Origin of the sequence: Burkholderia ubonensis, from assembly GCF_001718695.1 — a bacterium.
Taxonomy (GTDB): domain Bacteria; phylum Pseudomonadota; class Gammaproteobacteria; order Burkholderiales; family Burkholderiaceae; genus Burkholderia; species Burkholderia ubonensis_B.
Map to the genome: position 1 here is coordinate 3,026,982 of NZ_CP013420.1, position 22,258 is coordinate 3,049,239.

At 68.1% G+C, this 22,258-nt stretch carries 17 protein-coding genes, 1 tRNA gene and 2 pseudogenes; 10 read left to right on the forward strand and 10 right to left on the reverse strand.

Going from position 1 to position 22,258, the window contains the following annotated elements:
• Positions 1 to 91 precede the first annotated feature (91 nt).
• Together WJ35_RS13775 and WJ35_RS13780 are read right to left on the reverse strand one after the other, a co-directional pair.
• Positions 92 to 1,390 carry a c-type cytochrome gene (locus WJ35_RS13775; protein WP_010090765.1) on the reverse strand — a complete coding sequence of 433 codons (1,299 nt, stop codon included), beginning with the start codon at positions 1,388 to 1,390 and terminating at the stop codon, positions 92 to 94.
• Positions 1,391 to 1,409: 19 nt separating this feature from the next.
• Positions 1,410 to 2,171, reverse strand: coding sequence for a c-type cytochrome (locus tag WJ35_RS13780; protein WP_060236758.1), 762 nt, complete (start codon positions 2,169 to 2,171; stop codon positions 1,410 to 1,412).
• Between the two features lie 370 nt (positions 2,172 to 2,541).
• Here WJ35_RS13780 and WJ35_RS13785 point away from each other — a divergent pair, with 370 nt between their 5' ends.
• Positions 2,542 to 3,477, forward strand: a complete 936-nt coding sequence (locus tag WJ35_RS13785; protein WP_069239312.1) for a CopD family protein — start codon at positions 2,542 to 2,544, stop codon at positions 3,475 to 3,477.
• A gap of 58 nt (positions 3,478 to 3,535) precedes the next feature.
• On the opposite strand, the gene dgoD is transcribed toward WJ35_RS13785, so the two are convergent.
• The gene (gene dgoD / locus WJ35_RS13790) at positions 3,536 to 4,684 is read right to left on the reverse strand and encodes a galactonate dehydratase (protein ID WP_010090768.1); all 1,149 of its coding nucleotides are present in this window, start codon (positions 4,682 to 4,684) and stop codon (positions 3,536 to 3,538) included.
• 135 nt (positions 4,685 to 4,819) lie between these two features.
• Between dgoD and WJ35_RS13795 the strand changes: the two genes are divergently transcribed.
• Complete coding sequence (locus tag WJ35_RS13795; RefSeq protein WP_069239313.1) at positions 4,820 to 5,503, forward strand: FadR/GntR family transcriptional regulator; 684 nt, start codon at positions 4,820 to 4,822, stop codon at positions 5,501 to 5,503.
• 251 nt (positions 5,504 to 5,754) lie between these two features.
• A complete protein-coding gene (locus WJ35_RS13800) occupies positions 5,755 to 6,102 on the forward strand; it encodes a GFA family protein (protein ID WP_069239314.1) in 348 nt (115 codons plus the stop codon).
• 45 nt (positions 6,103 to 6,147) lie between these two features.
• Here WJ35_RS13800 and WJ35_RS13805 read toward each other — a convergent pair whose 3' ends face one another.
• Positions 6,148 to 9,240 (reverse strand): biosynthetic peptidoglycan transglycosylase, encoded by a 3,093-nt coding sequence (locus WJ35_RS13805; protein WP_069239315.1) that lies wholly within the window; start codon positions 9,238 to 9,240, stop codon positions 6,148 to 6,150.
• Between the two features lie 304 nt (positions 9,241 to 9,544).
• On the opposite strand from WJ35_RS13805, the gene WJ35_RS13810 reads away from it, so the two are divergent.
• Complete coding sequence (locus WJ35_RS13810; RefSeq protein WP_069239316.1) at positions 9,545 to 9,937, forward strand: MAPEG family protein; 393 nt, start codon at positions 9,545 to 9,547, stop codon at positions 9,935 to 9,937.
• A 157-nt stretch (positions 9,938 to 10,094) separates the two neighbouring features.
• Here WJ35_RS13810 and WJ35_RS13815 read toward each other — a convergent pair whose 3' ends face one another.
• Both WJ35_RS13815 and WJ35_RS13820 read right to left on the reverse strand, forming a co-directional pair.
• Complete coding sequence (locus tag WJ35_RS13815; RefSeq protein WP_069239317.1) at positions 10,095 to 10,406, reverse strand: cupin; 312 nt, start codon at positions 10,404 to 10,406, stop codon at positions 10,095 to 10,097.
• A gap of 92 nt (positions 10,407 to 10,498) precedes the next feature.
• The gene (locus tag WJ35_RS13820; protein WP_069239318.1) at positions 10,499 to 11,182 is read right to left on the reverse strand and encodes a DJ-1/PfpI family protein; all 684 of its coding nucleotides are present in this window, start codon (positions 11,180 to 11,182) and stop codon (positions 10,499 to 10,501) included.
• A gap of 117 nt (positions 11,183 to 11,299) precedes the next feature.
• Between WJ35_RS13820 and WJ35_RS13825 the strand changes: the two genes are divergently transcribed.
• Both WJ35_RS13825 and WJ35_RS13830 read left to right on the forward strand, forming a co-directional pair.
• Complete coding sequence (locus tag WJ35_RS13825) at positions 11,300 to 12,271, forward strand: GlxA family transcriptional regulator (RefSeq protein WP_069239319.1); 972 nt, start codon at positions 11,300 to 11,302, stop codon at positions 12,269 to 12,271.
• 196 nt (positions 12,272 to 12,467) lie between these two features.
• Positions 12,468 to 13,442 carry a LysR family transcriptional regulator gene (locus WJ35_RS13830; RefSeq protein WP_059897249.1) on the forward strand — a complete coding sequence of 325 codons (975 nt, stop codon included), beginning with the start codon at positions 12,468 to 12,470 and terminating at the stop codon, positions 13,440 to 13,442.
• Positions 13,443 to 13,705: 263 nt separating this feature from the next.
• On the opposite strand, the gene WJ35_RS13835 is transcribed toward WJ35_RS13830, so the two are convergent.
• The 4 genes and pseudogenes from WJ35_RS13835 to WJ35_RS30070 form a co-directional block, all read right to left on the reverse strand.
• Positions 13,706 to 13,782 (reverse strand) — tRNA-Met (locus WJ35_RS13835).
• A 122-nt stretch (positions 13,783 to 13,904) separates the two neighbouring features.
• Entirely contained in the window at positions 13,905 to 15,563 is a 1,659-nt protein-coding gene (locus WJ35_RS13840) for an MFS transporter (protein ID WP_060236738.1), read from the reverse strand.
• Between the two features lie 224 nt (positions 15,564 to 15,787).
• Positions 15,788 to 17,350, reverse strand: a complete 1,563-nt coding sequence (locus tag WJ35_RS13845) for a sensor histidine kinase (RefSeq protein ID WP_069239320.1) — start codon at positions 17,348 to 17,350, stop codon at positions 15,788 to 15,790.
• A gap of 7 nt (positions 17,351 to 17,357) precedes the next feature.
• Positions 17,358 to 18,101: pseudogene (locus WJ35_RS30070) on the reverse strand (response regulator); the annotation flags it as partial.
• A 187-nt stretch (positions 18,102 to 18,288) separates the two neighbouring features.
• Here WJ35_RS30070 and recA point away from each other — a divergent pair.
• From recA to sucC, 4 genes and pseudogenes are all read left to right on the forward strand, one after another.
• Positions 18,289 to 19,367, forward strand: a pseudogene (gene recA / locus WJ35_RS13855) (recombinase RecA).
• Positions 19,367 to 20,224 (forward strand): recombination regulator RecX, encoded by an 858-nt coding sequence (gene recX, locus WJ35_RS13860; protein ID WP_069239322.1) that lies wholly within the window; start codon positions 19,367 to 19,369, stop codon positions 20,222 to 20,224. Before recA ends, recX begins: the two are co-directional and overlap by 1 nt.
• Before the next feature lie 144 nt (positions 20,225 to 20,368).
• Positions 20,369 to 20,965, forward strand: coding sequence for a DUF2889 domain-containing protein (locus WJ35_RS13865; RefSeq protein ID WP_029226350.1), 597 nt, complete (start codon positions 20,369 to 20,371; stop codon positions 20,963 to 20,965).
• A 68-nt stretch (positions 20,966 to 21,033) separates the two neighbouring features.
• Positions 21,034 to 22,200: an ADP-forming succinate--CoA ligase subunit beta gene (gene sucC, locus WJ35_RS13870; protein WP_010090787.1), complete on the forward strand. Its 1,167-nt coding sequence runs from the start codon at positions 21,034 to 21,036 to the stop codon at positions 22,198 to 22,200.
• The last annotated feature ends 58 nt before the right edge of the window (positions 22,201 to 22,258 follow it).

Genomic DNA, 22,258 nt, shown 5'->3' on the forward strand with positions numbered 1-22,258 from the left:
CCAGCGCGGGGATAGCGTCGCAAGAAAAACAAAAACAAAAGGGCGCGGCCGCGGTTTCCCGCAGCCGCGCCCCGTTTGCGTCACCCGATACTTAGTCGAGCGGTGCGGAACGCAGATCGCTCACCTGCTGCGGCGAGATCGGCGAACCGTTGTTGCCCCACGACATCCGGATGTACGAAACGACCGCCGCGACTTCCTGGTTCGACAGCGACTGCGCGAACGGCGGCATCCCGTACGGACGCGGATTCTTGAACGTGCTCGGCGGATAGCCGCCATTCAGCACCATGCGGATCGGGTTCACGGCCGATTCCATCGTGATCGAATGGTTCAGCGCGAGCGGCGGATAGGCCGGCGGCTTGCCCTGGCCGTTGTCGGCGTGGCAGGTCGCGCAGTTGTCCGCATAGATCTTCTTGCCTTGCTCGAGCAGCACGTTGCCGAACTGCTTCGACGGCTCGTACTGCATGTTCTTCGGCGCTTCAGCCTTCTGCGGGATCGACTTCAGGTACGTCGACATCGCGCGCGTATCTTCGTCGGTCATGTACTGCAGGCTGTTGTGGACCACGTCCGCCATCGGGCCGAACACCGCGCCCTTGTGCGACACGCCCGCCTGCAGCAGGTCGGACAGCTCCTGCACGTGCCAGTCGCCGAGGCCGAGTTCCTTGTCGTTCGTCAGCGACGGCGCATACCAGTTCTGCAGCGGGATCAGGCCGCCCGCGAAGGCCGACGCGCTCACCGGGCCGCCCATCATGTTGATCGACGTATGGCACATCGAGCAATGGCCGAGGCCTTCGACGAGGTACGCGCCGCGGTTCCATTCGACCGACTTGGTCGGATCCGGCTTGTACTCGCCTTCCTTGAAGAACAGCGTGCGCCAGCCGATCAGCAGGTTGCGGTTGTTGAACGGGAACTTCAGCTCGTGCGGACGGCTCGGCGCCGATACCGGCGCGACCGAGCGCAGGTACGCGAAGATCGCGTCCGAATCCGCGCGCGTGACCTTCGTGTAGCTCGCGAACGGGAAGCCCGGGTACAGCAGGCTGCCGTCCTTCGAGCGGCCCGTGTGCATCGCGCGGTAGAAGTCGTCCGACGTCCACTTGCCGATGCCGGCCTGGTCGTCCGGCGTGATGTTCGGCGTGTACATCGTGCCGAACGGCGTCGCCATCGGCAGGCCGCCCGCGAACGGCTTGCCGCCGCGCACGGTGTGGCACGCGATACAGTCGCCGACGCGCGCGAGGTATTCGCCCTTCTTGATCAGCGCGGCCTGGTCGGCCGGCGTGGCCGCGACGGCGGCGGCGCCGTGCAGCGTGTCGTTGCCCGGCCACAGGACCGGCACGAGAGCCGCTGCCGCGACGATCGCGACAGCCGAGAGTGCAAACAGGGACTTGCGTTTCATTGTGTCTGTCTCCCTAGCCTTATTGCGGTTCGCTGCCGCAGGCAAGCGGAGTCTTCATCGCGCGGGCCGGGGCCGGCACGGGGTTGGCGGGCGCCGGTTGGGCGGCGAGCCATGCGGTCACGGCGGTCACGTCTTCGTCGGAAAGCTTCGCGGCGATATCGTGCATGCAGTCGGGCGCCTTCGCGTGGCGGTTGCCCGAGCGCCATGCGCCGAGCTGCGCGCTCAGGTAGTCGGCGTGCAGGCCGACGAGACCCGGGATCGCCGGCTGCATGCCGGTCAGCGTCGCGCCGTGGCAGGCCACGCAGGCCGGCAGCTTGCGCGACGGATCGCCTTGCGTGACGAGCTGCTTGCCGCGCGCGAGCGTCGCGGCCGGCAGCGTCGGCTTCGCCGGCGCCGGGTACGGCGGGCGCTCGGCCGAGAAGTGCGCGGCCATCTCGCGCAGGTAGTCGTCGTTCAGGTACGTCAGCAGATAGTTCATCGGCGGGTACTTGCGACGGCCGTCACGGAAGTTGACGAGCTGGTTGTACAAGTATTCGGCCGGCTTGCCGGCGAGACGCGGGAAGTAGTCGTTGTCCGTGCCCTGGCCGTGGACGCCGTGGCAGGCCGTACAGCCGCGCACGCGCTCGGCCATGGTATCGGGCGCCTTGAGCGGCGCCTGCTGGGCTTGTTGCTCCGTGGGCTTGGTCTGCGCTTGGGCAGCGCTCGTAAGGCCCGCACCGCCGATCAACAGAACGGCGAGCAGCGGACGGAAGAGGCGTCTTGAAGACACACGAGACTCCATGATTATTCGTCGGGGACCTGACCGGGCTACGATCGGCTCGGCATGACGGCAGGACAGCCGGGCTGCTGCGACGCGGCATTCTATCATCGATGGGTAATGACGGCTATTTGACAAATGGTCATCGGTTCCTGCCTGTTTACGACTTGCGACAATTTGACGCGTATCGTTCACGGCCTTCATGAACCGGCGTGCGTTTTGCCTATCGAAGACCGTACACTCGCGGGTCGCGCGGTGCCGCCTCCGCCGCAGATCGTGTCATTTCACAGTTTCCGGATTCATCGATGACGTTTTCTACCGTGCCGTTGCCGTCTTCTCCCTGTCGTTGCATTCGCAGCCGTATCGCCCGCAGCCCGTTTCGCGGAGGTCGCGCATGACGAGGTTCGACAGTCTGTGGATCGGCCAGGTCGCGCTTGCCGCGCTGATGGACGCGGCGTTCGCGACGGCGGTCGGCTCGGCGCTGCTCAAGGGCTGGCTCGCGAAGGAAGGCGCGCGGCCCGTGATCGCGCCGTCGCATCCGGCATGGCTGCGCGCGCAACATTCGCTGATGGCCGCCGCGGCCGCGCTGTTGCTGGCGGACCTCGGCTGGCTCGTCTACGAGGCGGCGGCGATGAGCGGCGCGGGGCTCGGCGGCGCGTTCGGCGCGATTCCGACGGTGCTCGCGCAGACCCACGCCGGCTTTGCGTGGAGCGTCGCGTTCGGCGGCGCGGTCGTGCTTGCCGTCGTCGCGCTGTCGCGGCCGGACGGGCCGCTCGCGTATGCGGTGCTGTGGCTGGCGGTGATCGCGATCGCCGCCGGCAAGGCGTCGCTCGGGCACGCGATCGATACCGGCGCGTTCTCGGCGGCCGTCGCCTTGCAGACGCTGCACCTGCTCGTCACCGCCGCGTGGGGCGGGCTCGTGCTCGCGGGCGGGCTCGCGGTGCTGCCCGCGCTCGGCTCGTCGGTCGCGCGCGGCGCGCTGATCCGCATCGCGCAGCGGCTGTCGCGGACGTCGATCGTCGCGCTCGCGTTCGTGCTCGCCACCGGCGCGCTCAACGCGGCGCGCGGGCTCGGCGGCTCGCTCGCGCCGCTCGACGGCAGCGCGTGGGGCCGCGTGCTGCTGCTGAAGCTGCTGCTGGTCGCGCTCGCGCTGGTGCTCGGCGGGCTGAACCGCTTCTCGGCGCTGCCGCGCCTGCGCCGCACCGCGTCGACCGAGGATGCGCACACGTTCCGCAACATCCTGCATCTCGAAGGGCTGACGATGATCGGCGTGTTCATCGCGGCGGCCGTGCTGGCCGCGAGCGTGCCGGGCTTCGCCGCGCTCGGCTAGCGCCGGCGCCGCCGCCGCGTCGAAGCGGCGGTCCGCCGGGCCGGCGCGCGCCGCGCCGTCACCACTCGGCGACGCTGCCGTCCGCGTGACGCCACACCGGGTTGCGCCAGCGGTGGCCGGTCTGCGCCATCTCGCGCACTTTCTCCTCGTTGACGTCGATGCCGAGCCCCGGGCCTTGCGGGATCGCGACGAAGCCGTCGTCGTAGCGGAACACCTCGGGGTTGCGCAGGTAGTCGAGCAGGTCGTTGCCCTGGTTGTAGTGGATGCCGAGGCTCTGCTCCTGGATGAATGCGTTGTAGCTGACCGCGTCGAGCTGCAGGCACGCGGCGAGCGCGATCGGGCCGAGCGGGCAGTGCAACGCGAGCGCGACGTCGTAGCTCTCGGCGAGCGTCGCGATCTTCCGGCATTCGGTGATGCCGCCCGCATGCGACGCGTCCGGCTGGATGATGTCGACGTAGCCGCCCGCGAGGATGTGCTTGAAATCCCAGCGCGAGTAGAGCCGCTCGCCGAGCGCGATCGGCGTATTGGTCTGGTTGACGATGTCGCGCAGCGCCTCGGCGTTCTCCGACAGCACCGGCTCCTCGATGAACATCAGCTTGTACGGGTCCAGCTCCTTCGCGAGCACCTTCGCCATCGGCTTGTGCACGCGGCCGTGGAAGTCGACGCCGATGCCGACGTGCGGGCCGACCGCGTCGCGCACCGCCGCGACGTTCGCGATCACCTGTTCGACCTTGTCGTAGGTGTCGACGATCTGCAGCTCCTCCGAGCCGTTCATCTTCACCGCGCTAAAGCCGCGCTCGACGACGGCGCGCGCGTTGTTCGCGACGTCGCTCGGCCGGTCGCCGCCGATCCACGAATACACCTTGATGCGCTCGCGCACCTGGCCGCCGAGCAGCGCGTGCACCGGTGCGCCGTGATGCTTGCCCTTGATGTCCCATAGCGCCTGGTCGACGCCCGCGATCGCGCTCATCGTGATCGGGCCGCCGCGGTAGAAGCCGGCGCGGTACATCACCTGCCAGTGATCCTCGATCAGCAGCGGGTCCTTGCCGACCAGATAGTCGGCGAGCTCGTGCACGGCGGCCTCGACCGTGTGCGCGCGGCCCTCGACAACCGGCTCGCCCCAGCCGACGATGCCCTCGTCGGTCTCGATCTTGAGAAACAGCCAGCGCGGCGGCACGATGAAGGTTTCGAGGCGGGTGATCTTCATGGCGGATGTCTCCTGGAGGTAGGCTCTACGGTGATCCTAGCGCAGGCGATTTAAAAATAGTATTAATAGCACTATTGTGCAGATAGTGGACAGCCCGGCGTCGACGCCGGCTGTCCGCGCCTTGGGAGAGCGATCATCATTCAACGCGACTTGCATGGACAAACGGCGTTCCGGCTCGCGACGGCGATCCTGCGCGGCGATCATCCGCCCGAATCGCTGCTGCCGAGGGAGCCCGAGCTGATGGAGCGGTTCGGCGTGAGCCGCACGGTGCTGCGCGAGGCGCTGCGCACGCTGACGTCGAAGGGGCTCGTCGAATCGCGGCCGAAGGTCGGCACGCGGGTGCGGCCGCGCCGCGCGTGGAACCTGCTCGACGCCGACCTGCTCGACTGGTATTCGCGCGTCGCGCCGCCGCTTTCGTTCGCGCTGAAGCTGCAGGAGATGCGCGAGATGGTCGAGCCGCATGCGGCGGCGCTCGCCGCGCGCGCGTATGCGCCGGAAGCGTTCGAAGCGATCGACGCCGCCGCGCGGGCGATGGCCGACGCGCGCAACGTCGACGAATGGGTCCGCGCCGACCTGAGGTTCCACCTGAGCGTGCTCGAGGCCGGCGGCAACGAGCTGCTGGTGCCGCTCGGCGCGCTGATCGACCGCACGCTCGAGGCGCAGCTGCAGCTGAATGCACGTCGCGCCGACGTGTTCAATGCGTCGCTCGCCGAGCATACGGCCGTCAGCGATGCGATTCGCGGGCGCGACGAGGACGGCGCCCGTCGCGCGATGGCCGCGCTGCTCGCGGTGACGCGCGCGCGCATCGAGCGCTCGTGACGGCCGGGGCGGTCGCGCCGGCGCGCCGTCGGCGGCTGCGCGCGCTGCGTTCAGACCGATTCGTCGCGAGCGGAATGCCGGTCGGCGCGGTCATGTGACGCGTTCGTCGCGGCTGCCGCGATTGACGTCGCGGCGGCTCGCAGTACGTTGCGGCCGGCGCGGCGGCGCGCTACTGTGCTCGCTCGAGCGCATCCGCGTGACGGCGTCCCGCCGTCATGCGTCGATGCGCCGGTGCCGCTTCGGAGATCACCATGCTGTATCGCGGAAGCTGCCATTGCGGCGACGTGCAGTTCGACGCCCAAGGCGACCTGCAGGGCGTGATGGCGTGCAATTGCTCGATCTGCCGGCGCAAGGGCGCGCTGATGTGGTTCGTGCCGCGCGCTCACGTCACGTTCTCGACGCCCGACGACAACCTCGCCACCTATACGTTCAACAAGCACGTGATCCAGCATCGCTTCTGCAAGCGCTGCGGGATCCACACCTTCGCCGAGGCCACGCATCCGAACGGCACCGAGATGGTCTGCATCAACGTGCGGTGTCTCGAGGATGTCGATCCCGACGTGCTGCCGGTCACGCATTACGACGGACGCTCGCGTTGAAGCGCGCGGCGCAGCTCGGCACCGGCGCGCGACGCGCCGCGGCCGTCACGACGGTAGCGGCTGCGGCGTTTCGGCCTGCGGTGCGTCGCCGGCCGTCCGCGTGCCGGCCGTCACGGGCCGCTCGATCAGCGGCGCAAGCGCCGGCGCCATCGATTTCAGCAATTGCACGGCCATCGCGCTCGTGAAGTCGTAGCGCGCCGCGTAGGGCTCGTGCGCGCTCGCCGTCAGCACGCCGAAGAAACGGTCGCCGAGCACGAACACGAACGTGCCGCTGCGGTTTACCTTGCGCGATTCGATCAGCCGCGCGCCGCGCGCGTAGACGTTGAAGCGCTGGTCGCCGGTGCCGGTCTTGCCGTACACCTCGAGCGTCTTGCCGCTGGGCAGCGTCATCCCGTCGGCGAGCCGCCTGCCGGTGCCGGTGAGCACGACGTCGCGCAGCAACTGGTGCACGACGCCGACGATCTCCGGCGACAGCGTCGGCTGCGGCTGCGCGGCCGCCCGCACGAAGCGCGTCTCGTACGGCGTGCCCTTCGCGAAGTCGAGCCGCGTGATCGTCTCCGTCGGCGCCTTGTCGCCGCCGTTCGCGATCAGCCCGATCAGCTTCGCGAGCGCGTCCGGCTGATCGCCCGATGCGCCGATCGCGGCCGCGTACGACGGCGTGACTTCCTCGAACGGATAGCCGAGCGCGCGCCACGACTTGCTGATCGCCGCGTACGCGCGCAGTTCCACCATGCGGCGGATCCGCCGGTCCTGCGTGCCGTGATAGCGCGTCTTGTACAGCCACGTGTAGGTGTAGAAGCGCGCGTCGCGGCTCGCCTGCTCGACGTCGCCGAGCGATGCGTCCGGATGCGCGCGCAGGTAGTTGAGCGTCCACAGCGCGAGCGGGTGCACGCTTGCGATGTAGCCGCGGTCGTTCAGGTTGAAGCGGTCGATCGCGTACTTCGCATAGAGCGCCGCGAGATCGTCGTCGGACAGCGTCGCCGCCGGCGTGCCCTTCAGTTGCGCGCGCATCTGTGCATCGAACCACGCGCGCGATTCGTTCGGCGCGACGCTGCGCAGCACGGTCGCGAGCTTCGGCGGCGACTTGCGCACGTCCTTCAGCATCAGCGCGAGCGCGTCGTCCGCGGGCTTGCCCGCGTAGCGCGTGTAGAAGCGCTTCACGTAGACCTTGCTTTCGCCGTCGACGAACTGCTGCAGATAATGCTTGCGCTGCTCGGGATCGTCGAGCCACGACGACGACGGCCCGGACGTCTGGATCATCTCGTAGTGGACGATGTCGCGCATCAGCCGCACGAACACGAGGTTGACCGAGTGCGCGAACGCCTGGTGCAGCGTCAGGATGCGGTGGTTGTCGGACTTCTCGAAGTTGCTGAACACCTGCGCGCCGCCGCCCGTATAGAACACGTCGGGGCTCGCCGAATACTTGCGCTCGACGGCCGCGTCGAGCATCGCCTGCAGCGAGCGGTCCTGCGTGCGGGACAGGTAGTCGAGCGCCCACAGCGACAGGCCGTCCATCGGGTCGGGCTTCACGCGCGCGAGCTCGGCCTTCGACAGCTTGCCGTAGCGCGCATGCAGGTCGGAGACGATCTGCAGGTACGTGACGATCGTGCGCAGCTTCGCGGTCGAGCCGAGGTTGATGCGCCCGCCGCGGTTGATGTCGAACGGCTCGTTCACGCTGTCGGTCTGCACGCGCAGCACGTTCGCGCCGTTGCGCCGCTCGTACAGCGTGAAGCTGTACGTGAGGTGCGACGGGTCGTCCTTCGGCGCGAGCATCTCGTAGCCGTACAGGCCGGCGGCCTGCGCGCCTTCGCGCGTCGACGCCTTCGCGAGCCGCTCGGCGACCGCCTGCTGCACGCCGTTGTCGAGCGTGCTCGTCGCTTCCAGGTCGAACTGGTCGAGCTGGTACACGTCGTCGATGCCGAGCGCGGCGAGCAGCGACGCGCGCGCCGACGTGACGGCCTTGCGCGAGATGAACGACTGCACGCGCGCCGCCTGCGGCGGCGGTGCGCGCTCGATGTGCGCGGCGAGCGCGGCGTCGCGCAGCGTGGGCGTGATCACGCCGCCGCCGGCCAGCAGCCGCAGGTAGCTGTCGGTCAGCCGCTGCAGCGCCGGGTAGCCGCTGTTCAGGAAGTACGACGGCGCGCGCTGCGCGATCATCAGCGACAGCACCTCGCGGAACGCGGTGCCCTGCTGGTCGACGTTCTCGGCCGTCGTCGGCGCGGCGAGGAGGCGGTTCAGTTCGTTGAAGTCGCGGCCGTACCACGCGGCGAGGCCGTCGCCGATGCCGGTGATTTCGCCGATGTGCGGCCGCGCGGCGAGCGGCACCGAATTCAGGTAGCGGACCACGATCGTGCGGCGCGCGAGCATCGTCCGCGGGCCGTTCAGGTACGCAAGCACCGACGCGGACGCGATCTGCCGCAGCTTCTCGGGCGGCGACCCGGTGCGGCCGCCCGGCGAGTGGCGGAACTTCTCGATCTGGGTCGCGAGCGTGCTGCCGCCCGGCCGCGCCTGGTGCCGGTTGACGACGTGCAGCCCCTGGTCGGCGATCGCGCGGCCGAAGCGGCCCCAGTCGATCGCCGGGTTGCGGTTCGGCTGGCTCGGGTCGAGCAGGTAGCGGTCCTCGATGAACAGCAGCGAATCGACGACGACGCGCGGGATCGCGTCGAAGTCGCGATAGACGCGCTGCGGAAACGCGGTCGCGAACAGCGGCGCGCCCGTCGAATCGAACAGCATCAGGCCGGCCTGGTCCTTCTCGTCATAGGGGAGGAACAGGCCGCGATCGGCGAGCGCCAGCATCCGCTCGGAGTCGCGCGCCTGCTGGCTGACGACGAAGCCGCGCGCGAGCAGCCGCTGCTGGAACGCCGGAATCATCGCGTAGCCGAGCCGCTCGTCGTACGGGCCGCTGGCGGGAAACCGCACGTGGTCGCTCGCGCCCGACTCGACCGCAAAGCCGACGTCGCGGGTCAGCTCGGACAAGTAGCGGGCCTGCAGCCGGGAGGTCTCGATTTCGACCTGAACCAGCCGGGCGACGATCGCGATCGCGACCAGCATGGCGGCGACTAGCGACCATTTGATCCACGTCCAGACCGACGCGATGCCGGTCACACGCGGCAGGATTCGATTCAGCGGCCGATTCATGGCGGCGTCTCCCTGAAGGCGCAGGCTCCGGCCGCACCTCATAAAGGACTAGTGTAGTCCTCCGCAGCGGGCTGCCAAGGGTGTTCACTACCGAGATGCGCGGATGCAACGCACGTGCCCGGCGCGGGCCGTCGGCCGGGCGCGCTGCACCGCGTCCGTGCGTGGGGCGCGGGCGACAAATCGGGTTCGATCCCGTTGCCGCGCGACGGTACTACGGGTTGCGGCAAGGGTGGCGCGGCGCCGCTGCGGTACGATCGGCGGACCGCGGCGCCGTGCCGCCGTGCCCGCATTGGCGAGGACCACCATGTCGATCCATCCCGTCGCGCTCTTTTGTACGGCGATTCTCGGGCTGCTGTTGTTCGGGCTCGGGCTCGTCGTGTCGGTGTCGCGCTTTCTTCACACCACGGGTTCGGGATGTCTGCCCGATCCGACCGACCGGTTGCACAAGGTTGTGCGCGCACACGGCAACACCGCCGAATACGTACCGTTCCTCGCGGTGCTGTTTCTCTACTTCGGCGCGCACCAGCCGTCGGGCGCGATCCTGTCGCTGATCGTCGCCGCGACCGTGTGCCGATGCCTGCTGGTGGTCGGATTGATTGTCTGGCCGACGATGGCCAGACCCAATCCGGTGCGCTTCACCGGCGCGCTCGGCACGTATCTGTGCGGCGCGGCGCTGTGCGTATCGTTGTTCTTCTGAGCGAGCGCGCGGCGGCGCGAACGCGGCGCCGGTGATGGGTGTTCGGTGCAGCGCGCGTGCGTGTTACAGCACGCTGCGTGCGAATGCGCTCGCCGTGGCGGCACGTCGCAATCTGAACCGGCCAGCCGCGACCGACGAACCGGCGTGGCGCGCGCGGTCAAACGCTGCCTTCGGTTTCGATGACGAGAATGCGCGCTTCGCCGAGTGGATGCGCGACGTGCTCGGTGCCGATCGTCGCGTGGAACAGGTCGCCCGTTTCGAGCACCGTCGCGCGTTCGATGCCGGCTTCCCGATAGCGCATCTCGACGCGGCCGTCGAGCACCGCGAACACTTCGTCGCCGTCGTTGACGTGCCACCGATAGGGCTGGTCGGTCCAGTGCAGGCGGACCGTGATGCCGCGCAGGTTGGCGACGTCCAGCGCGCCCCACGGGCGCGCAGCGGTGAAGGTCGTGCTGCGGATGATGTTCATCGACGGGTTCGCAGGTGCGGTTCGAATTTTGCAGGGAGCGACGAGGCCGTGCGGGCCTCGGATCAGGATGTGGATTCGACGCGTTTATCGCACTATCGCGCCATCGCGCGCAATGCCGCGTCGATCGTCTGCCGGCGTTTTTCGAGGCCGGCCGCCGAGCGCTGCGTCACGCGCTCGAGGACCGACGCCGGCGCGGTATCGGGCGAGCCTGCGTCGAACGGCGGCGCGGGCGCATATTCGAGCTCCAGCTGAATCGCCTGCGCCTCCTCGTCGCCGGCCAGTTCGGCGGCGATCGTCAGCGCGAAGTCGATGCCGGCGGTCACGCCGCCGCCCGTGATCAGGTTGCCGTCGCGCACCACCCGCTCGCGGACCGGCACCGCGCCGAGCGGTTCGAGCAGCGCGTGGAACGCCCAGTGCGTGGTCGCGCGGCGCCCGCGCAGCAGCCCGGCCGCGCCGAGCAGCAGCGCGCCGGTGCACACCGACGTCACGTAGCGCGCGGTGGCCGCGCGTTGCTGCACGAACGCGATCGTCTGCGCATCGAGCAGCAACTCGTTGATGCCGGTGCCGCCCGGAATGCAGATGACGTCGAGCGGCGGACAGTCGGCGAACGTGTGGCCCGGCGTCAGCGCGAGCCCGCTGCTCGATGCCACCGGCTCGCGCGTCTTCCATACCAGATGCGCCGCCGCGTCCGGCAGCGACGCGAGTACGTCGTGCGGGCCGGTGAGGTCGAGCTGCTGAACGCCCGGAAATACGAGAAAGCCGATATGCAGAGTCATGCGAACACTCCGGAAGAGAAGGACAAGCGCCGCTGCCGGCGCACGATGGACAGATCGATTCTAGGCGGGTAGTGTTTGGCGAAATTGCCATCTCTCCCACGTTTTCCGCCAATCGACATGTCTACCGTTCCGCGCTCGATCTTCGTGCTGGCGTTCCCCGGCGCGCAACTGCTCGACGTGACCGGGCCGCTGCAGGTGTTCGCGTCCGTCAACGAGCTCGCGCTCGAGCGCGGGCAGGCCGCGCCGTACGCGCCGCGCGTCGTGGCTGCCGACGCGGGGCCGGTCGCGACGTCGTCGGGCCTCGTCGTGATCGCCGATTCGCTGCGTTCGGCGGGCGGGCATCCCGATACGGTGATCGTCGCGGGCGGCATGGGCGTGCACGCGGCGTCGCGGGACGCACGGCTGATCCGCTGGGTCCGGCGGCAGGCAGAGCGGTCGCGACGGGTCGCATCGGTCTGCACGGGGGCGTTCCTGCTGGCCGAAGCCGGCCTGCTCGACGGGCGCCGCGCGGTCACCCACTGGACGCGCTGCGACGAGCTCGCGGCGCGCTATCCGCGCATCCGCGTCGAAGCGGATCCGATCTTCATCCGCGAGGGCGCGTTGTGGACGTCGGCCGGCGTGACGGCCGGCATCGATCTCGCGCTTGCGCTCGTCGAGGAGGATCTCGGGCGCTCGATCGCGCTCGACGTCGCGCGCGAGCTCGTCGTGTTCCTGAAGCGTCCGGGCGGGCAGGCCCAATTCAGCGCGACGCTGTCGATGCAGCAGACCGGCGACCGGTTCGCCGAACTGCATGCGTGGATCGCGGAGCACCTTGCCGCGGACCTGTCCGTGCCGGTGCTCGCCGAGCGCGCGCGGATGAGCGAGCGCAGCTTCGTGCGGCACTACCGCGCCGAGACCGGGCGCACGCCTGCCCGCGCGGTCGAGCAGATCCGGATCGAGACCGCGCAGCGCCTGCTTGGCGACACGTCGTGGCCGGTCAAGCGGATTGCCGATCGCTGCGGGTTCGGCTCCGAGGAGACGTTGCGGCGCAGCTTCGTGCGCGTGCTGGGCGTCACGCCGCAGGGATATCGGGAGCGCTTCGTGCGGTGATGGGGCGAGGCGGGATGCTCACGATGCGATTACCGGATGTGGTCGGGTGCGATGTGAGGCAATCGCATGGAAGTCGCGCACTTTGAGGCCGAGGCGGCGCGTACTGTTCGGGCTTGCGGAACAATGGGCCGGGGCTTGTGCCGCGGCCGGTGGGCGCTCTATCCTGTTCTGTTGGCGATTCGTACAGGGGCGCAGCATGGACCGTATCCAGGCAATGGAAGTTTTCACCCGCGTGGTCGATGCGAACAGCTTCACGCGCGCGGCGGATACGCTCACGATGCCGCGCGCGTCGGTGACGACGATCATCCAGAATCTCGAGGCGCTGCTCGGCGTGCGCCTCCTGCACCGGACGACGCGCCGGCTGTCGCTGACGCCGGAAGGCGCCGCGTACTACGAGCATTGCGTGAAGATCATCGCGGAGATCGCGGAGGCCGACGCGAGCTTCCAGACCGGCAACCGCAAGCCGAGCGGCGTGCTGCGCGTCCACATGCCGAACGCGCTCGGGCGGCGGCTCGTGATTCCCGCGCTGCCGGCGTTCCGCCAGCGCTATCCGGACATCACGCTCGATCTCGGGCTCTCCGACCGGCCGGTCGACCCGATCGAGGAGGGCATCGACTGCATGATCCGCGTCGGGCCGCTCGAGGATTCGTCGATGGTCGCGCGGCGGATCGGGATGCTCAAGCGCGTGACCTGCGCATCGCCCGATTACCTGAAGCGTCACGGCGATCCGCACGAGATCGCCGATCTCGCCGAGCACCTCGCGGTGAATTTCCGCTCGAGCCACGGCGCGCGGCCGATACCGTGGGTGTTCGTGATCGACGGCAAGCCGGTGGAGATCAGGCTGAAGTCGACCGTCACGGTCAACGATTCGGATGCCTACGTGACCTGCGGCCTCGAAGGTTTCGGGATGATCCAGCCGACGCTGTTCATGGTGCTGCCGCATCTTCTCGACGGTTCGCTGCTGGAGGTGCTGCCGGGCTTCAATCCGAAGCCGAAGCCGATTTCGATCGTCTATCCGCACAACCGGCACTTGTCCACGAAGGTGCGCGTGTTCGCCGACTGGATCCAGGAATTGTTCGAGTCGACGCCGTCGATGGAGGGCGGGGAGGATTGGCGGAGCAGGTTGCAGGCGCGTGCGAGTGATGTGAGTCGCGGGTCGGTGGCGGCGTAGCGACGAACGGGAGGCGCCGGCGCGACGAGTGCGGAGGATGAAATCGTGGTGGTGGGCGTGGGCATCGTGCTGCGGCTCCGGGCAGCACGCTGGTGGCGGCAGTTGGTCGGCTGCTGAGCGGGGCGGTGACGCGGGAGATGCGCCCGATGAGTTGGCTGCGCTTGCGCCACCGGAGGCCGGCGACAGAATCAAGGTTCGCGGACAACCGTAGAGCCAGAACTGAAAAAGCCCGGTAGATCAAAGATCTACCGGGCTTTTGCATTTGGTGGCGAATCAGGGACTCGAACCCCGGACCTGCGGATTATGATTCCGTCGCTCTAACCGACTGAGCTAATTCGCCGAAGACTTGAATTATGCTGATACCCAACCGGGGTGTCAACACCTTTTTTCATATTTTCTCGAAAAAAGTTGCCGGCGCCGCGCTCCGGCCCGCCGCAAGGGCCGAAGCAGGCGCCTCAACCGTCAATCCTGCGCATAGATATTCGAATCCTTCGTCTCCTTGACGAACAGCAGCCCGATCACGAACGTGACCAGCGCGATCACGATCGGATACCACAGCCCCGAGTAGATGTTGCCCTGCGCCGCGACGATCGCGAACGCGGTTGCCGGCAGGAAGCCGCCGAACCAGCCGTTGCCGATGTGATACGGCAGCGACATCGACGTATAGCGGATCCGCGTCGGGAACATCTCGACCAGCATCGCGGCGATCGGCCCGTAGACCGCCGTCACGTAGATCACGAGGATCGTCAGGATCACGATCGTCATCGGCCAGTTGAGCCGCGCGGGATCGGCCTTCGCCGGATAGCCGGCGGACTTCAGCGTCGCGGCGAGCGTCTTGTCGAACGCCGCGCCCTTCGCCTTCGCATCGGCCGCCTTGCCGTCGTACGCGTCGATCACGGTGTCGCCGACCTTGATCTGCGCGGTCGCGCCGGCCGGCGCCGCGACGTTCTCGTAGTTCAGGCCCGCCTTCGCGAGTGCGCTCTTCGCGATGTCGCACGAGTTCGTGAACTTCGACGTGCCGACCGGGTTGAACTGGAACGAGCAGGCGGCGGGATCGGCGACGACGGTGATCGGCGCCTTCATCGTCGCGAGCTCGAGCTGCGGGTTCGCGTAGTGCGTGAGCGCCTTGAACAGCGGGAAGTAGGTCAGCGCCGCGATCAGGCAGCCGGCGAGGATGATCGGCTTGCGGCCGATCCGGTCCGACAGCGAGCCGAAGAACACGAAGAACGGCGTGCCGATCAGGAGCGCGATCGCGATCAGGATGTTCGCGCTCGAGCCGTCGACCTTCAGCGTCTGCGTGAGGAAGAACAGCGCGTAGAACTGGCCCGTGTACCACACGACGGCCTGGCCGGCCGTCAGGCCGACGAGCGCGAGGATCACGATCTTCAGGTTCTTCCACTGGCCGAACGCCTCGGTCAGCGGCGCCTTCGACGTCTTGCCCTCGGCCTTGATGCGCAGGAACACCGGCGACTCGTTCAGCTGCAGCCGGATCCACACCGACACGCCGAGCAGCAGGATCGACGCGACGAACGGCACGCGCCAGCCCCACGCGCCGAACGCTTCCTCGCCGATCATCGTGCGCACGCCGAGGATCACGAGCAGCGACAGGAACAGGCCGAGCGTCGCGGTCGTCTGGATCCACGCGGTGTAGAAGCCGCGCCGGTGCGAGGGCGCATGCTCCGCGACATAGGTCGCCGCGCCGCCGTACTCGCCGCCGAGCGCGAGGCCCTGCAGCAGCCGCATCGCGATGAAGATCACCGGCGCGGCGATGCCGATCGACGCATAGCCGGGCAGGAAGCCGACCACGAACGTCGAGACGCCCATGATCACGATCGTCACGAGGAACGTGTGCTTGCGGCCGACGAGGTCGCCGAGCCGTCCGAACACGATCGCGCCGAACGGGCGCACCGCGAAGCCGGCCGCGAAGCCGAGCAGCGTGAAGATGAAGGCGGCGGTCGGGTTGACGCCGGAGAAGAAGCTCTTGCTGATGAAGGCCGCGAGCGAGCCGGCCAGGTAGAAGTCGTACCACTCGAACACGGTGCCGAGCGACGACGCGAAGATCACCTTCTTCTCTTCGCCCGTCATCGGCGCGCGCGCAATTTGCCCGCCTAACGTTGCCATGAATCGTCTCCAAGTCTCTTGATATAGGTGTTGGGTCGCCCTGAAGGCGAGCCTGTCGACGATTATTGGCAGGCAAACTTACGGCGCACTGACTCGCAGGCATAAAACGATGCCACGTTAACCCGCGGCGAACGGCTGTCTTCGTGTGTCGTTCGCTCGGGAAACGGCACGCGAGTTCGCGCAGTCAGCCGTGCTGCGGCGGGATGTTGCGGCGCATGTCAGGGTTATTCCGGGGCCGGGTCGTGCAAGGGGAGCGTCACGCGCACGAGCGTGCCCGCGAGACGCGGCGTCGCCTGGTAGACGTGATCGTCGAGCGTCAGCGTGCCGCCGTGCTGCGCGACGATCTCGCGCACGATCGCGAGCCCGAGGCCGCTGCCGTCGCCTTCGCGGCCGAGGATCCGGTAGAAGCGCTCGAGCACGCGCTCGCGTTCGGCGGCGGGGATGCCGGGGCCCGTGTCCTCGACTTCCAGGTGCGCGAGCCGCGCGGCGCGATCCTTGCGCACCCGCACGGTGATGCGGCCGCCTTCCGGCGTATAGCGGATCGCGTTGTCGATCAGGTTGCCGAGCATCTCGCGCAGCATCAGCGGATTGCCGTCGACGTCGAGCGGCGCGCCATCGTCGCCGGCGCCGGCGTCCGGGCCTTCGTAGCCGAGGTCCATCCGCTTCGCGAGCGCGGCCTGCACCCAGTCGCGCACCGCGCGCCGCGCAAGCGGCGCGATGTCGACGGGCTCGAACATCAGCCCGCTCGCGCGGTTCTCGGCACGCGCGAGCGCGAGCAACTGCGTGACGAGCCGCGCGGCCTGCTCGGAACTCGTCGCGATCTGTTCGAGCGAGCGCTGCACGTCCGCGGACACGTCGTGGCGCAGCGCGAATTCGGCCTGCGTGCGCAGCCCGGCGAGCGGCGTCTTCATCTGGTGCGCGGCGTCGGCGATGAAGCGCTTCTGCAGCGCCATGCTCTGTTCGAGGCGCGCGAGCAGGTCGTTGAACGACGTGACGAGCGGCTCGATCTCGGGCGGCGCGCGCTGCGCCTCGACGGGCGACAGGTCGTCCGGACGCCGCGCGCGGATGTGGGCCTGCAGCGCGTTGAGCGGCGCGAGCCCGCGCGACAGCCCGAACCAGACGAGCAGGATCGCGAGCGGCAGGATCACGAATTGCGGCAGGATCACGCCCTTGATGATGTCGTTGGCGAGCGCGTTGCGCTTGTCGAGCGTCTCGCCGACCTGCACGAGCACCGGCTGCGGGCCGCTCGGCTGCGGCAGCGCGACTGTTGTATACGCGACGCGGACGTCGTTGCCGCGCAGCAGGTCGTCGCGGAACGCGACGACGCCCGGCGGCGGGCGATCCTCGTCGCGCGGCAGCGGCAGGTCCGCTTCGCCCGCGACCAGCTCGCCGCGCGTGCCGAGCACCTGGAAGTAGACGCTGTCGACGTTGTCCGCGCGCAGGAAGTCGCGGGTCGCCTGCGGCAGCGTCAGCTCGGCGACGCCGTTGACAGGGTGGATCTGCCGCGCGAGCACGTACGCGTTGGTCTCGAGCGCGCGATCGAACGGCCCGTTCGCGATCGTCTTCGCGACGAGATACGTGACGGCGATGCTCATCGGCCACAGCAGCAGGAGCGGCGCGAGCATCCAGTCGAGTATCTCGCCGAACAGCGAGCGCGGCCGCGCAGCCTCGGGCGCGTCGGTTTCGTCGGGCGGCGCGAACGGGTTCTCGTAGCGCGCATCGCGCGCGGCGTCGGCGGCGGAAGCGGGTTCGCCGGTCGGGTGGCGGGAACGGGCCGGCGTGGCCATCGCGGCGACGGACGGCCGTCAGCGCAGCGGCGTGCCGGCTGGCGCGGGGTGGGGCTGGCTCCGCCGCGTCGGACGCAGGGGCGGCGGCGACTTTCTCGAGGCAGTAGCCGAGCCCGCGCACGGTGGCGATTCGCACGCCGCTCGGCTCGATCTTCTTGCGCAGCCGGTGCACGTAGACCTCGATCGCGTTGTTGCTGACTTCCTCGCCCCATTCGCACAGGTGGTCGACGAGCTGCTCCTTCGACACGAGGCGGCCGATCCGCTGCAGCAGCACTTCGAGCAGGCCGAGCTCGCGCGCGGACAGGTCGAGCACGCGGTCGTTCGCGTACGCGATGCGGCCGACCTGGTCGAACGCGAGCGAGCCGTGCCGCACGACGGTCGGGCCGCCGCCCGCGCCGCGCCGGGTCAGCGCGCGCACGCGCGCCTCGAGTTCGTTGAGCGCGAACGGCTTGGCCATGTAGTCGTCGGCGCCGAGGTCGAGGCCCTTCACGCGCTCGTCGACGCTGTCGGCGGCGGTCAGGATCAGCACGGGGAGGTTGGAATTGCGTGCGCGCAGGCGCTTCAGGACGTCGAGCCCGGACAGCTTCGGCAGGCCGAGATCGAGGATCAGCAGGTCGAACGTCTGCATCGACAGGGCCGTGTCGGCCTCGACGCCGTTCTTCACGTGGTCGACGGCATAGCCCGATTGGCGGAGTGACCGGGTGAGGCCGTCCGCGAGTATGCTGTCATCTTCGGCGATGAGAATTCGCATGTGCGTGACCGGTGGCCGGCAGGGCGATCATGCCGGCGCGGCTGTCTCCGAAGTGGTTCGTGTGTTGCACGGCCCAATTGCGGGCTTGCATAAAACACTGTTTTTTTATACAGTGTCTGCATTCGTGCGCAGCGGCTCGTCCGGCGCACCTCAATCAGACGCTGCTCATCATAGCAAAGGACGATTCATGGAAGATAGCAAGAAAGGCTCCGGGCTGACTGCAGAGAAGAGCAAGGCGCTGGCCGCCGCGCTCGCGCAGATCGAGAAGCAGTTCGGCAAAGGGTCGATCATGCGCATGGGCGACGGTGAAGCCACCCCACCGAGGACATCCAGGTCGTGTCCACGGGCTCGCTGGGCCTCGACATCGCGCTCGGCGTCGGCGGCCTGCCGCGCGGCCGGGTGGTCGAAATCTACGGTCCGGAATCGTCCGGCAAGACCACGCTCACGCTGCAGGTGATCGCGGAGCTGCAGAAGCTCGGCGGCACCGCGGCGTTCATCGACGCCGAACACGCGCTCGACGTCCAGTACGCGTCGAAGCTCGGCGTGAACGTGCCGGAGCTGCTGATCTCGCAGCCGGACACCGGCGAGCAGGCGCTGGAAATCACCGATGCGCTGGTGCGCTCGGGCTCGATCGACATGATCGTCATCGACTCGGTTGCGGCGCTCGTGCCGAAGGCCGAAATCGAAGGCGAGATGGGCGATTCGCTGCCGGGCCTGCAGGCGCGCCTGATGTCGCAGGCGCTGCGCAAGCTGACCGGCACGATCAAGCGCACGAACTGCCTCGTGATCTTCATCAACCAGATCCGGATGAAGATCGGCGTGATGTTCGGCAACCCGGAAACCACGACGGGCGGCAACGCGCTGAAGTTCTATTCGTCGGTGCGTCTCGACATCCGCCGGATCGGCTCGATCAAGAAGAACGACGAGGTGATCGGCAACGAAACCCGCGTGAAGGTCGTGAAGAACAAGGTGTCGCCGCCGTTCCGCGAAGCGATCTTCGACATCCTGTACGGCGAGGGCATCTCGCGTCAGGGCGAGATCATCGACCTCGGCGTGCAGGCGAAGATCGTCGACAAGGCGGGCGCCTGGTACAGCTACAACGGCGAGAAGATCGGTCAGGGCAAGGACAACGCGCGTGAATTCCTGCGCGAGAATCCGGAAATCGCTCGCGAGATCGAGAACCGCATTCGCGAATCGCTCGGCGTCGCCGCGATGCCCGATGGCGCAGCTGGCAACGAAGCCGAGGCGATGGACGAAGAAGAGTGATGGCAGGGCGCCGAGGGCAGGCCGGCGAACCGGAAGCGAGCGACACGTCCGACGTGACGGGGCGCTCCGGCCGGCGAGCCGCATCCTCGGGCACCGACCGGCGCAGCGCGGGCAGTCGTGCCGCGCATCGCACCGAAACGAGGGCATCCGACGATGCCCTCGTTTCATTTGAGGTGACCGCGCCGGACGATCCGTTCGAACACGACGAATCGTTCGATGCGCACGACCGGTCGCGTCGGCGCGTGTCGGGTATCGGCATCCTCGGCGCGCGCGCGGCCGATGCCGCGGCGCCGGTCACGGAAGATGTCTACACGCGCAGCAGTCAGCATCCGCGCCGCACGCGTCGCGCGTCCGGCGGTGCTGCCGGCGAGCCTTCCGCCACTGCCGAGCGCAAATCGTCGAAGCCGCCGCGCTCGCTGAAGGGCCGCGCGCTCGGCTACCTGTCCCGGCGCGAGTACAGCCGCGCCGAACTGGCGCGCAAGCTCGCGCCTTATGCCGGCGAAGACGAATCCGTCGAGCCGGTGCTGGATGCGCTGGAGCAGGAAGGCTGGCTGTCCGACGCGCGTTTCGCCGAAAGCCTCGTGCATCGCCGCGCGTCGCGGGTCGGCGCCGCGCGGATCGTCAACGAGCTGAAGCGACATGCGGTCGGCGACACCCTCGTCGAGGAGGTGGGCGCGCAGCTTCGAGAGACGGAATGGGCGCGCGCGCAGGCGGTCTGGCGCAAGAAATTCGGTGCACTGCCGCAAACGCCCGCCGAGCGCGCGAAGCAGGCGCGCTTCCTGGCGGCGCGCGGCTTCTCGAGCGCGACCATCGTGAAGTTGCTGAAGTGCGGCGACGAAATGTTCGGCGACGACTGATCGCCGAAGTCGCGCGCGGCGCGCGATTTTGCTGCATTGCAACCGCTTCCTGACAGGCGGGAATACCCGCCGTCACGTCGGCCTGTCTCAAATACCCGATATGGTAAAATCCGCCGGTTTTCCTCTTCGGCCTCAACCTCCAGCATGCCGCTATCCGAGCCCGTGCCCCGTCAGTTGCGACATCGACGCGCAATCCGAGCGGAAGCGTACGAGCGCGGCGACGGCTTGTGGGACATCGAAGCCTGCCTGACCGATCACAAGCCGCGCGACGTCGCGCTTGCGTCGGGCATCCGGCCCCAGGGCCTGCCGATCCACGAACTCTGGCTGCGCGTGACCATCGATCGAGACCTCAATGTCGTCGACGCCGAAGCGTCTTCGGAATGGGTGCCGTATCCCGGTCACTGTCAATCCGCCGCTCCCGCCTATCGGGCCCTCGTCGGGCTCAATCTCTTCCGCAATTTCCGCCGCAATGCGAACCGGCTGCTGGCCGGCGTCGCGGGCTGCTCCCACCTCACCGAGCTGTGCGCCGTGCTGCCGACGGCGGCGATCCAGGCGTTCGCCGGTGACGTGTGGAACGTGCGCGAGGAGGGCGGCGAAGCGCCGGATCACGACGGCGCGCACGACGACGCACCGTTCCAGCTTGGCCGCTGCCGTGCGCTGCGGTTCGACGGCGAGGTCGTGCGGCAGTACTACCCGCGCTGGTATGGCGCGAGCCGGCCGGAAGGCGGCACGAAGGAATGAACGGAAATCATTCGAAGAAGCGTCCTGAACGACTTTTCATCCAACTCTCAGACTGAAGGGAATCACGCATGAAGATTCACGAGTACCAGGGTAAGGAAATCCTGCGGAAATTCGGAGTCGCGGTACCGCGCGGCAAGCCGGCGTTCTCGGTTGACGAAGCCGTCAAGGTGGCGGAAGAGCTCGGCGGCCCGGTATGGGTCGTCAAGGCTCAGATTCACGCGGGCGGCCGCGGCAAGGGCGGCGGCGTGAAGGTGGCGAAGTCGATCGAGCAGGTTCGCGAATACGCGAACCAGATCCTCGGCATGCAGCTCGTCACGCACCAGACCGGTCCGGAAGGCCAGAAGGTCAACCGTCTGATGATCGAGGAAGGCGCCGACATCAAGCAGGAACTGTACGTCAGCCTCGTCGTCGATCGCATCTCGCAAAAGATCGTTCTGATGGGTTCGAGCGAAGGCGGCATGGACATCGAGGAAGTCGCCGAAAAGCACCCGGAACTGATCCACAAGGTCATCGTCGAGCCGTCGACGGGCCTGCTCGACGCGCAGGCAGACGACCTCGCCGCGAAGATCGGCGTGCCGGCTGCTTCGATTCCGCAAGCACGCGCGATCCTGCAAGGCCTGTACAAGGCATTCTGGGAAACCGACGCGTCGCTGGCTGAAATCAACCCGCTGAACGTCTCCGGCGACGGCAAGGTCATCGCACTCGACGCGAAGTTCAACTTCGACTCGAACGCGCTGTTCCGCCACCCGGAAATCGTCGCGTACCGCGATCTGGACGAAGAAGATCCGGCTGAAATCGAAGCGTCGAAGTTCGACCTCGCGTACATCTCGCTCGACGGCAACATCGGCTGCCTCGTGAACGGCGCGGGCCTCGCGATGGCGACGATGGACACGATCAAGCTGTTCGGCGGCGAGCCGGCGAACTTCCTGGACGTCGGCGGCGGCGCGACCACCGAGAAGGTCACGGAAGCGTTCAAGCTGATGCTGAAGAACCCGGACCTGAAGGCGATCCTCGTCAACATCTTCGGCGGCATCATGCGCTGCGACGTGATCGCGGAAGGCGTGATCGCCGGTTCGAAGGCCGTGAACCTGAACGTGCCGCTCGTCGTGCGCATGAAGGGCACGAACGAAGACCTCGGCAAGAAGATGCTGGCCGATTCGGGCCTGCCGATCATCTCGGCGGACAGCATGGAAGAAGCCGCGCAGAAGGTCGTCGCGGCTGCCGAAGGCAAGTAACGCTATCGTCCGTCGAATACGCATGGCGGCGCGGCTGACACGCGACGCCAATCGAACA

What these genes read in the sequence shown, in the direction of transcription:
- WJ35_RS13775 (WP_010090765.1), bottom strand. Translation starts at nt 1,390, where the DNA reads ATGAAACGCAAGTCCCTGTTTGCACTCTCGGCTGTCGCGATCGTCGCG.
- WJ35_RS13780 (WP_060236758.1), bottom strand. Translation starts at nt 2,171, where the DNA reads ATGGAGTCTCGTGTGTCTTCAAGACGCCTCTTCCGTCCGCTGCTCGCC.
- WJ35_RS13785 (WP_069239312.1), top strand. Translation starts at nt 2,542, where the DNA reads ATGACGAGGTTCGACAGTCTGTGGATCGGCCAGGTCGCGCTTGCCGCG.
- dgoD (WP_010090768.1), bottom strand. Translation starts at nt 4,684, where the DNA reads ATGAAGATCACCCGCCTCGAAACCTTCATCGTGCCGCCGCGCTGGCTG.
- WJ35_RS13800 (WP_069239314.1), top strand. Translation starts at nt 5,755, where the DNA reads ATGCTGTATCGCGGAAGCTGCCATTGCGGCGACGTGCAGTTCGACGCC.
- WJ35_RS13805 (WP_069239315.1), bottom strand. Translation starts at nt 9,240, where the DNA reads ATGAATCGGCCGCTGAATCGAATCCTGCCGCGTGTGACCGGCATCGCG.
- WJ35_RS13810 (WP_069239316.1), top strand. Translation starts at nt 9,545, where the DNA reads ATGTCGATCCATCCCGTCGCGCTCTTTTGTACGGCGATTCTCGGGCTG.
- WJ35_RS13815 (WP_069239317.1), bottom strand. Translation starts at nt 10,406, where the DNA reads ATGAACATCATCCGCAGCACGACCTTCACCGCTGCGCGCCCGTGGGGC.
- WJ35_RS13820 (WP_069239318.1), bottom strand. Translation starts at nt 11,182, where the DNA reads ATGACTCTGCATATCGGCTTTCTCGTATTTCCGGGCGTTCAGCAGCTC.
- WJ35_RS13825 (WP_069239319.1), top strand. Translation starts at nt 11,300, where the DNA reads ATGTCTACCGTTCCGCGCTCGATCTTCGTGCTGGCGTTCCCCGGCGCG.
- WJ35_RS13830 (WP_059897249.1), top strand. Translation starts at nt 12,468, where the DNA reads ATGGACCGTATCCAGGCAATGGAAGTTTTCACCCGCGTGGTCGATGCG.
- WJ35_RS13840 (WP_060236738.1), bottom strand. Translation starts at nt 15,563, where the DNA reads ATGGCAACGTTAGGCGGGCAAATTGCGCGCGCGCCGATGACGGGCGAA.
- WJ35_RS13845 (WP_069239320.1), bottom strand. Translation starts at nt 17,350, where the DNA reads ATGGCCACGCCGGCCCGTTCCCGCCACCCGACCGGCGAACCCGCTTCC.
- recX (WP_069239322.1), top strand. Translation starts at nt 19,367, where the DNA reads ATGGCAGGGCGCCGAGGGCAGGCCGGCGAACCGGAAGCGAGCGACACG.
- WJ35_RS13865 (WP_029226350.1), top strand. Translation starts at nt 20,369, where the DNA reads ATGCCGCTATCCGAGCCCGTGCCCCGTCAGTTGCGACATCGACGCGCA.
- sucC (WP_010090787.1), top strand. Translation starts at nt 21,034, where the DNA reads ATGAAGATTCACGAGTACCAGGGTAAGGAAATCCTGCGGAAATTCGGA.